Raw genomic sequence first — 9,553 nt, 5'->3', positions numbered from 1 at the left:
CCACTTTTAAAGCATAATCCGGATTACGGGTTGTGGATTTTGGGGTCGGGGGCCCCGGGGGGGGGGGGCCCCGCCCGGGGCGGGGGGGGCGGGGGGGGGGGGGGGGGGCGGGGCGGGGCCCCGCCCCGGCCGCGAACCGGCGACCGCCGGGGTGCCGGTCAGTGCTCGCTGTCGAGGTGGGCCATCTGAGCGGCAGCGTACCTGTCCCCGGCGGCGGACCCGGCGGGGACGGCGGCCTCGATGGCGGCGAGGTCGGCCGGGGTGAGGGCGACGTCCAGCGCACCGAGGGCTTCGGCGAGCCGGTCGCGACGGCGGGCGCCGACCAGCGGCACGATGTCCTCGCCGCGCGAGGCGACCCAGGCGATCGCGACCTGGGCGACGCTCGCGCCCCGCTGCTCGGCGACCGCGCGCAGCGCCTCGACCAGGTCGAGGTTGTGGGCCAGGTTGTCGCCCTGGAAGCGGGGGCTGTGGCCGCGGAAGTCCGAGCCGGCCAGCGCGCGCCCGTTGTCCCAGTGCCCGCTGAGCAGCCCGCGCGAGAGCACGCCGTACGCGGTGACGCCGATGCCCAGCTCGCGGGCGGTGGGCAGGATCTCGGCCTCGATGGACCGCGAGAGCAGTGAGTACTCGATCTGCAGGTCGCTGATCGGGTGCACGGCGGCGGCCCGGCGCAGCGAGTCGGCGCCGACCTCGGAGAGGCCGATGTGGCGGACGTGACCGGCCTTGACGAGGTCGGCGATCGCGCCGACCGTCTCCTCGATCGGAACGCTCGGGTCCAGCCGGGCCGGGCGGTAGACGTCGACGTAGTCGGTCCGCAGCCGGCGCAGCGTGTAGGCGAGGGCGGTCTTGGTGGCGGCCGGGCTCGCGTCGTAGCCGAGCCACTGGCCGTCCGGGGCGCGCTGGGCGCCGAACTTCACGCTGATCTGCACGCTCGCGCGGTCCCGGCCGCGCAGCGCGTCGTGGATCAGCAGTTCGTTGTGGCCCATGCCGTAGAAGTCGCCGGTGTCGAGCAGGGTGATGCCCGCGTCGAGTGCGGCGTGCACGGTCGCGATGCTCTCGGCCTCGTCGGCCGGGCCGTAGAGGTCGGACATGCCCATGCAGCCGAGGCCGAGGGCGGAGGTGGTGGGGCCGGCGGCGCCGAGCGGGCGCTGCGGGATCCGGGAGGTCGTGGTCACGGGGTGCTCCGGCGGGGTGAGGGGGTGGAGGGTCCGGCGGCCGCACGGGGCGCGGGCCCGCCGGATTCCACTATGGCACCTCGACTGACAGATTTCAAAGTTTGTCAGCCGTCATCTGTCAGTCGTCACCTGTCACCTGTCACCTGTCACCTGTCATTCGTCAGTCGCTCACCCGGCTGCGGTTCTCGTAGGCCAGATCCGTGTACTCGGGGTGGCGCAGCATCCAGCCCTTGATGAACGGGCAGGTCGCCAGTACCGCCAGGCCCCGTTCGCGTGCGTCGTCCAGCGCGGCCCGGGCCAGCGCGCTGCCGATCCCCTGCCCCTCGTACGCCGGCTCGACCACGGTGTGCGGGTAGACCACCAGCCGGTCGCTGCGGATGTACTCGGCGAAGCCCGCCGGGGCGCCGTCCACCCGGGCCTCGAAGCGGTTCTCGGCTTCGGCGTCGTGCACGGTGACGGTCATCGAAGGCTCCTCGCGGTAGGTCGCGGAGCCGGGGCCGGCCCCGGTCCATCATCGAGTTCCGGAGGCCGCACCGCCCGTCGGTCGGCCCGGTGTTACCGCGGCCGCGCCGTCTCCACGCCGGACGGCCTCGCCGTCCGGTGGACCGCGGGTCGCCCCCGACGAGGGGCAACCGGGCGCCGGGGCACCGCACTTGGGCCGGTGCCGGGTCGCCCGGGCCGGTGCCGGGCGCGCCGCCCCGGTGCTCTCGCCCGGTCACCTCCGCCGCGACGTCCACCCGGCCGACGGGTCGCGCCACGAGTGCCTCCGCCGCCGCCGCGTATCGCGACGGACGGCCGCGCCGACGGCCCGCTTCCTCGTACCGGGCGCTGAGCCGGGGTCACCCATCCGGCGTGGAAAACCCGCGCCTTGGGCGTTTGGGCTGCCGAACCCGGGCGCCGGGTCCATGGTGGAGATGGGCGCGATCCGGCGACCGCGCTCGCGCGCCGATCCAGGCCCGCGCGCCGTGCGCCCGCCGCCGTTCTCCGACGGGTGCCCGAGGCAGGGCCCGGCCCTTCGGCGCGCTGGGAGCAGGGCCACCTCGCAGGAAGCCGAACGGTTCTTCTAGGCTCACATCTCGGCTTCCCCGTGGCGGTGCCGTAGCTGCGCCCGCCGCATCGAAGCCGCCGTCCACGGGGGCTCCGGGCCGACCGGGGCCTCCGGATCGAGCGAGGAGGACGCAATGCCAAGCATGCCGCCCAGCCGTTCCACCGCACTTGGGCCAGACGGGCCGGCCTGGCAGGTCGTACGCCGGGCCGGGGCCGCGCGCCCCGGCTGGTCCGGGCACCCGGGCTGGTCCGGTCGGCCGGTCCGGCCGCTGAATACCGGCGGCGGCCGCGGAGGCGAGCGTTGAGTCCTCAAACCGTCCGGCCGCCCGCCGCGTCGACCGTGACCACCGCGGCCGCCGGCCCCTCCTCGGCCACCGTCGCCCCTGTGACTCTCGCCACAGCCACAGCCACAGCCACGGCCACAGCCACAGCCACGGCCACAGCCACAGCTGCGGCCACGGCCCCAGGTCCAACCACCACCACACCCAAGGCCGCGGCCATCGCGGAGGCGGTGCAGGCGGTGCGGTCCGCACCGGCGCCGGCCGCGACACCAGCCGCGACGCCGCCCCGGCCCGAGCCCGCCCCGTCGGCCCGCCCCACCGCCTCCGCCCAGGCGTTGCCCGTGGAGCCGCCCGCCCCTCCGGCCGCCGACGGTGATCCCCACGCCGGCCTGACCGCCGCCCTCCCCGGACTGCCCCAGGCCCTCAGCTCCCGCGCCCGTACGCTGGCCGGAGCCGTCCGACGCCGCTGCGCGGACCTCGCCCGCATCGAGTCGCCCAGTGGCGACGCGCCCCGACTCGACGCCCTCGCCGAGGAGTTGGCCGCCGGATTCCGCGCGACCGGCGCCACCGCCCACCGCGAGCCCGGCCCCGCCGGTGATCACCTGGTGCTCCAGTGGGACGGCCAGGACGAGAGCCTGCCGCACCTCCTCGTGGTCGGCCACCACGACACCGTCTGGCCGGCCGGGATCCTGAACGACTGGCCGGTGACCGAGCAGGACGGCACCCTCAGCGGCCCCGGCGTCGTCGACATGAAGGGCGGACTCGCCGTCCTGGAGGGCGCGTTCGCACTGCTGGCCGACCTCGGTCAGCGCCCGCACCGCACCGTCCGGCTGGTCGTGGTCTCGGACGAGGAGGTCGGCAGCCCGGACGGCAGGCGCCTGGTCGAGCGCCAACTGCGCGGCGCGGCGGCCGTCCTGGGGCTCGAACCGCCGCACCCGGACGGCCGGCTCAAGACGGCCCGCCGGGGCAGCACCCGGGTGCGGCTCACCGTCACCGGGCGGGAGGCGCACGCCGGCAACGACGCCGGCGAGGGGGTCTCCGCGGTGGACGAGCTGGTCGACCAGCTGGTCGCGGTCCGTGACCTCGCCCGCCGGCCCGGTACCGAGCTCAACGCCGGGCGGATCAGCGGCGGTACCCGCGCCAACGTGGTGGCCGGCCGGGCCGAGGCCGAGCTGGGTCTGCGCTTCTCCACCGGTGAGGCGCAGCGCCGCACGCTCGACAGCCTCGCCCGGCTCACCGCGCTGCGGCCCGGGGCCCGGGTGCGGACGGAGGTCCTGTCCAGCCGGCCGGCCTGGCCGGAGCGCACCGCCAACCCGCTGCTGCGGCACGTCCGATCGCTCGCGGCGGTGCTCGGGCAGCAGTTGGACGGCGGCCCGGCCGGCGGCGCCGGTGACACCAACCTGCCGGGCTCGCGCGGCCTGCCGACGCTGGACGGCTTCGGCGCGGTCGGGGCCGGGGCGCACGCCCGGCACGAGCACATCCGGATCGATCAGCTGGCGCCCCGGATCGCGCTGCTGGCGGCGCTCCTCGCCGTACCGCTGCCGCGCCTGCGGGACCGGTCGGAGGGGTGAGCGCGCCCCCGTCGCGGTAGCGGCGGGCCGGGCCGGGTGGGCCCGTCGTCCGACCCCGGACGGCGGGCCCACCGCCGTGGGGCCGGTTGCGGTGAGCGGCTCCCCCGCTGGGGCCGCCGTGACGCGCCGCGACGGACGGGTCGCTGCCCAGCGGGGCCCGGCGAGGCCACAGCGGGGCCCCGGTGAGGCCCCCGGGGAGACGGCGGCCGCCACCCGCACCCCCGCCCGGGGCGGTCCCCGGCGCGGGAGCGAGCCCCGGCGGACCCCGGGCGGCCCGGTTCCCTTGTCAGGGCGCCGCCTCACCGCGCACAATGGTACCGACCGAACGGTCAGTCGGTTGCCGTGAGGGCGGCGGCCGAGCCCGGCACACCGCGCTGCCGGTGGCCGGTGCACGGGGCGCCGCTGCGGGGACGCGAGCGGATCGCGCCCGGGCACCGGCCACCGGGGCACCGGCCACCGGGCGCGGACCGCAGGGACAGGACGCGAGAGGGGCGAGTGGTGACAACAGAGGTGGCCGAACCGGCCTCCGCGCAGACGCAGGAGGAGCGGTTCGAGGCGGTCGTCGCCGCCGAGCAGCGGATCGAACCCCGGGACTGGATGCCCGACGCCTACCGGGCCACCCTGATCCGCCAGATCGCCCAGCACGCCCACTCCGAGATCATCGGCATGCAGCCCGAGGGCAACTGGCTCACCCGTGCCCCGTCGCTGCGCCGCAAGGCGATCCTGCTCGCCAAGGCCCAGGACGAGGCCGGCCACGGCCTCTACCTGTACGCCGCCGCCGAGACCCTCGGCGTGGACCGGGCGGAGCTGACCGAGAAGCTGATCTCCGGCCGCCAGAAGTACTCCTCGATCTTCAACTACCCGACCCTCAGCTTCGCCGACGTCGGTGTGATCGGCTGGCTGGTCGACGGCGCCGCGATCTGCAACCAGGTACCGCTCTGCCGCTGCAGCTACGGCCCGTACGCGCGCGCGATGGTCCGGATCTGCAAGGAGGAGTCCTTCCACCAGCGCCAGGGCTACGAACTGCTGATGACGCTGATGCGCGGCACCGACGCCCAGCGGCGGATGGTCCAGGACGCGGTGGACCGCTGGTGGTGGCCGTCCCTGATGATGTTCGGTCCCTCCGACGCGGAGTCGCCGAACACCGCCCGCTCGATGGGCTGGCGGATCAAGCGCCACACCAACGACGAGCTGCGGCAGCGCTTCGTCGACATGACCGTCCCGCAGGCGGACCACCTCGGGGTCACGCTGCCCGACCCGGCGCTGCGCTGGAACGAGGACCGGGGCTGCTGGGACTTCGGCGAGCCGGACTGGTCCGAGCTGACCAGGGTCATCCAGGGCCAGGGCCCGTGCAACGCCCAGCGGGTGGACCGCCGCCGCGCGGCCCACGAGGACGGCGCCTGGGTCCGCGAGGCGGCCACCGCCTACGCGCGCAAGCGCCGGGCGGAGAGCCGCCCGACCGCCCCGGCCGCCACCTCCCCGGCCGCCACCTCCCCGGCCCCGACGGCCGGACCCGAAGCGCCGAGCGCGCAGAGCGAGGAGAACGGAAAGTGACCGAGTCCAAGGCCGGCTGGCCGCTCTACGAGGTGTTCGTGCGCCCCCGGCGCGGACTGAACCACGTCCACGTCGGCTCGCTGCACGCGGCCGACGACCGGATGGCGCTGCTCGCCGCCCGTGACCTCTACACCCGGCGCAACGAGGGCGTCAGCCTCTGGGTGGTCCCCTCCGCCGCGATCACCGCCTCGACCCCGGACGAGCGCGACCCCTTCTTCGCCCCCAGCGGCGACAAGGTGTACCGCCACCCGACCTTCTACGACATCCCCGAGGATGTCCCGCACATCTGACGGGGAGCAGCACGACCATGACAGACGACCACGTCTACCTGAGCCTCTCCGAGGCGTCCGACGAGCCCGAGGGTGAAGGCCGCTGGGCGTACGGGACGGGCTTCGCCGACCCGCTGCTCGGGGTGGACACCGCCGTGCCGCCCGGCCTGGACGGCGCCGACCTCGCCGCCTACTGCCTGATGCTGGGCGACGACGCCCTCGTCCTCGCCCAGCGGCTCACCGAGTGGTGCACCCGGGCGCCGGAGCTGGAGGAGGAGGTCGCGCTCGCCAACCTGGGCCTCGACCTGCTCGGCCAGGCCCGCCAGCTGCTCACCCGGGCCGGCCAGGCGGACGGCTCCGGCCGCACCGAGGACGACCTGGCGTACTGGCGCGAGGAGCACGACTTCCGCAACGTCCGGCTGGTCGAGGCGGAGAACGGGGACTTCGCGTTCTCGGTCGCCCGGCTGCTGGTCTTCGCGACCGCGCGCGGCGCGCTGTACGAGGCGCTGGCTACGCACCGCGACCCCGTGCTGGCGGCGGTCGCCGCCCGGGGCGTCAAGGAGCTGGCCTACCACCGCGAGTACGCCACCGCCTGGACGCTGCGGCTCGGCGACGGGACGCCGTACTCGGCGCTGCGGATGCAGGCCGGTCTGGACGCGGTCTGGCCGCTGGTGGAGGAGCTGTTCACGGCGCATCCGGTGGAGCTGCGGGTCGGCGTGGACCCGGCCGGCCTGCGCGAGCCGGTGCTGCGCTCGCTGGCCGCCGTCCTCGCCGAGGCCGGGCTGACCGTGCCCGAGGTGCCGGGGCTGGCCACGGTCGGCGGCCGGGCCGGGCGGGACGGCGTGCACACCGAGGCGCTCGGTCCGCTGCTGGCCGAGTTCCAGGTGGTGGCCCGCGCGCACCCGGGGGCGACATGGTGACCACCACGCGCGGCCGGGCCTGGGAGGTCGCGGCGAGCGTCCCGGATCCGGAGCTGCCCATGCTCACCCTGGCCGACCTCGGGGTGCTGGCCGAGGTGGAGGAGGGCGGTTCGACGGTGACCGCCTGGCTGACCCCGACCTACTCCGGGTGCCCGGCCGTCGCCGAGATGGCGGCCGATGTGGACCGCCGCCTGCACGCGGCGGGGTACCCGGACGTCCGGGTGCGGCTGCGGCTGGACCCGCCGTGGTCGACGGACCTGATCACCGAGGAGGGCCGCCGCAAGCTCGCCGAGGCGGGCATCGCGCCGCCCGACCGGGCGTCGGCGCACCGGTCGTCCCCCGGCCTGCTGGCCCTCGGCCCGACCCGCCGTGTGGTGGCCTGCCCGCTCTGCGGCGGCACCGACACCGAGGAGCTGTCCCGCTTCGGCTCGACCGCCTGCAAGGCGCTGTGGCGCTGCCGGGACTGCCGCGAGCCCTTCGAACGCGTCAAGGAGATCTGAATGGCCGCCAGCCCCGCCCCGGCCACCGGCCCCGCCCCGGCCACCAGTGCCGAGCAGGCCGCCGGCCCCGCCCCGGCCGCCCGGCGTCCGGCCTTCCACCACCTGCGGATCGCCGAGGTGGAGCGGCTCTGCGACGACGCCGTCGCGGTGACCTTCGAGGTGCCGGAGGCGCTCGCCGAGGAGTTCGCGTTCCGCCCCGGACAGACGCTGACGCTGCGCCAGGTGGTGGACGGCACCGACGAGCGCCGCTCGTACTCGATCTGCGCCCCCGTCGGCGGCCCGCTGCGGATCGCCGTCCGCGAGGTGCCCGGCGGGCTGTTCTCCCGCCGGCTGGTGCGCGAGGCGCGGGCGGGCGAGGAGGTCGAGGTGCTGACCCCGTCCGGGCTCTTCACCCCCGCGCTCGGCGAGCCCGCCGACCACGTGCTGCTGGCGGCCGGCTCCGGCATCACCCCGATGCTCTCCATCGCCGCCTCCGTCCTGGCCGCCGACCGCACCTCCACCGTCACGCTGCTCTACGGCAACCGGCGCAGCGACACCGTGATGTTCGCCGACGAGCTGGCCGACCTGAAGGACCGCTACCTCGGCCGGTTCCAGCTGGTGCACGTGCTCTCCCGGGAGACCCGGGACGCCGAGCTGCTCAGCGGGCGGCTGGACCCGGAGCGGGTCGAGGCGCTGCTGACCGCGCTGGTGGACGTGCCGGCGGTCGGTCACTGGTGGCTCTGCGGGCCGTTCGGGATGGTCACCGGCGCCAAGGAGCTGCTGGCCGGGCTGGGCGTGCCGACCGCGCGGGTGCACCAGGAGCTGTTCCACGCCGAGGACGAGCCGGCCGCCGAGCGGACCGAGCCGGCCGGTCCGGCGGACGGCGTCGCGCACAGCGAGGTCACCGTCGTCCTCGACGGGCGCGGCAGCACGCTCACGCTGCCGCGCGACCGGTCCGTCCTGGACGGCGCCCAGCGCTCCCGCCCCGACCTGCCGTTCGCCTGCAAGGGCGGGGTCTGCGGTACGTGCCGGGCCCTGGTCACCGAGGGCGAGGTGGAGATGCGCCGCAACTTCGCGCTGGAGGAGAAGGAGCTGGCCGCCGGCTACGTGCTGACCTGCCAGGCCCGCCCGCTCACCGACCGGGTGACGGTCGACTACGACCGCTGAGCGGGCACCGCGGCCGCCCCGGCCGGCGGTCCGAGCAGCGCGACGATGTCGTGGACGGCGGCCCGGCCCGCCCGGTTGGCACCGACGGTGCTGGCGGACGGGCCGTAGCCGACCAGGTGGACGCGCGGGTCGGCGGTGGCCCGGGTGCCGGTGAGGGCGATCCCGCCGCCGGGGGAGCGCAGGCCGAGCGGGGCGAGGTGGCCCACCTCGGGGCGGAACCCGGTGGCCCAGACGATCGCGTCGACCGCCAGCTCCCGCTCGCCCCAGGCGACGCCGTGCTCGGTGAGGCGGTCGAACATCGGCCGGCGGTGCAGGGCGCCGAGCTCCTCGGCCCGGCGGTAGGCGACGGACGGGCCGAGCCCGGTCACGCTCACCACGCTGCGCACCGGCAGCCCCTGGCGGACCCGCTCCTCGACCTTGGCGACCACCGCGCGGCCGTACTCGGGGGTGAACGGGCCCTCGTGGAAGACGGGCGGGGTGCGGGTGACCCAGACCGTCTCGCCGACGGCCGCGACCTCGGACAGCACCTGGACCGCCGAGGCGCCGCCGCCGACCACCAGGACGCGCTTTCCGGCGAACTCCGTCGGCCCCCGGTACTCGGCGTAGTGCAGCTGCCGCCCGGCGAAGTGGCCGGGGTAGTGCGGCACGAAGGGGCGGGTCCAGGTGCCGGTGGCGTTGATCAGCGCCCGGGTGGACCAGGTACCGGCGTCCGTCCCGACCAGCAGGCGGGCGTCCGGCCGGTCGGACTCGGAGCGCACCGCCCGGACGTGGACGGGGCGCACCACCGGGAGCGCGTGCTTCGCCTCGTACGCCGTGAAGTACCCCGGGACCACCTCGCGCGCGGGCGCGTCCGGGTCGGGCTCGGGCAGTTCGAAGTCGGGCAGGTCGTGGAAGCCGTGCACGGTGGCCATCCGCAGCGAGGGCGCGCGGTGCGCCCAGGCGCCGCCGGGGGCGGAACCGGCGTCGAGGACGACGAAGCCGCCGTCGGCGTCCTCCCGGTAGGGGGCGAAGCCGCGGCGGCGCAGATGGTAGGCGGCGGACAGTCCGGCCTGCCCGGCCCCGACCACCAGGACGTCCACCCGTCGGGTGGTCC

General features: G+C 76.2%; 9 protein-coding genes. 6 read left to right on the top strand and 3 right to left on the bottom strand.

The window, feature by feature from the left end; all coding sequences use genetic code 11:
• Nucleotides 1-158: 158 nt before the first annotated feature.
• Complete coding sequence (locus tag ABZ495_RS12920; RefSeq protein ID WP_359835693.1) at nucleotides 159-1,172, bottom strand: aldo/keto reductase; 1,014 nt, start codon at nucleotides 1,170-1,172, stop codon at nucleotides 159-161.
• A gap of 160 nt (nucleotides 1,173-1,332) precedes the next feature.
• On the bottom strand, nucleotides 1,333-1,635 hold the full coding sequence (locus tag ABZ495_RS12915) for a GNAT family N-acetyltransferase (protein ID WP_359835691.1): 303 nt from the start codon (nucleotides 1,633-1,635) through the stop codon (nucleotides 1,333-1,335).
• 1,206 nt (nucleotides 1,636-2,841) lie between these two features.
• Here ABZ495_RS12915 and ABZ495_RS12910 point away from each other — a divergent pair.
• The 6 genes from ABZ495_RS12910 (at nucleotide 2,842) to paaE (ending at nucleotide 8,460) form a co-directional block, all read left to right on the top strand.
• Entirely contained in the window at nucleotides 2,842-4,071 is a 1,230-nt protein-coding gene (locus ABZ495_RS12910) for a M20/M25/M40 family metallo-hydrolase (RefSeq protein WP_359835689.1), read from the top strand.
• Between the two features lie 498 nt (nucleotides 4,072-4,569).
• Nucleotides 4,570-5,625, top strand: coding sequence for a 1,2-phenylacetyl-CoA epoxidase subunit PaaA (paaA, locus tag ABZ495_RS12905; protein WP_359835687.1), 1,056 nt, complete (start codon nucleotides 4,570-4,572; stop codon nucleotides 5,623-5,625).
• Entirely contained in the window at nucleotides 5,622-5,915 is a 294-nt protein-coding gene (paaB, locus tag ABZ495_RS12900) for a 1,2-phenylacetyl-CoA epoxidase subunit PaaB (protein ID WP_329490494.1), read from the top strand. Before paaA ends, paaB begins: the two co-directional genes overlap by 4 nt.
• Before the next feature lie 17 nt (nucleotides 5,916-5,932).
• On the top strand, nucleotides 5,933-6,814 hold the full coding sequence (paaC, locus tag ABZ495_RS12895) for a 1,2-phenylacetyl-CoA epoxidase subunit PaaC (RefSeq protein WP_352291080.1): 882 nt from the start codon (nucleotides 5,933-5,935) through the stop codon (nucleotides 6,812-6,814).
• On the top strand, nucleotides 6,808-7,314 hold the full coding sequence (gene paaD, locus ABZ495_RS12890; protein WP_359804236.1) for a 1,2-phenylacetyl-CoA epoxidase subunit PaaD: 507 nt from the start codon (nucleotides 6,808-6,810) through the stop codon (nucleotides 7,312-7,314). Before paaC ends, paaD begins: the two co-directional genes overlap by 7 nt.
• Nucleotides 7,315-8,460: a 1,2-phenylacetyl-CoA epoxidase subunit PaaE gene (gene paaE / locus ABZ495_RS12885; protein WP_359835685.1), complete on the top strand. Its 1,146-nt coding sequence runs from the start codon at nucleotides 7,315-7,317 to the stop codon at nucleotides 8,458-8,460. It begins immediately after the preceding gene.
• Here the strand turns inward: paaE and ABZ495_RS12880 are convergent.
• The gene (locus ABZ495_RS12880; RefSeq protein WP_359835701.1) at nucleotides 8,448-9,539 is read right to left on the bottom strand and encodes an NAD(P)-binding domain-containing protein; all 1,092 of its coding nucleotides are present in this window, start codon (nucleotides 9,537-9,539) and stop codon (nucleotides 8,448-8,450) included. The two genes, paaE and ABZ495_RS12880, sit on opposite strands and share 13 nt — an antisense overlap.
• Nucleotides 9,540-9,553: the final 14 nt, after the last annotated feature.

This window comes from Kitasatospora sp. NPDC005748 (assembly GCF_040630735.1).
In the GTDB taxonomy this organism is placed as follows: domain Bacteria; phylum Actinomycetota; class Actinomycetes; order Streptomycetales; family Streptomycetaceae; genus Kitasatospora.
Note: the sequence above shows the minus strand (reverse complement) of the source record. Positions and strands in the feature narration are given on the sequence as shown.

Bases quoted from the DNA above. Each gene is read 5' to 3' on its own strand.
- ABZ495_RS12915 (WP_359835691.1), bottom strand. From the start codon at position 1,635: ATGACCGTCACCGTGCACGACGCCGAAGCCGAGAACCGCTTCGAGGCC.
- paaC (WP_352291080.1), top strand. From the start codon at position 5,933: ATGACAGACGACCACGTCTACCTGAGCCTCTCCGAGGCGTCCGACGAG.
- paaD (WP_359804236.1), top strand. From the start codon at position 6,808: ATGGTGACCACCACGCGCGGCCGGGCCTGGGAGGTCGCGGCGAGCGTC.
- paaE (WP_359835685.1), top strand. From the start codon at position 7,315: ATGGCCGCCAGCCCCGCCCCGGCCACCGGCCCCGCCCCGGCCACCAGT.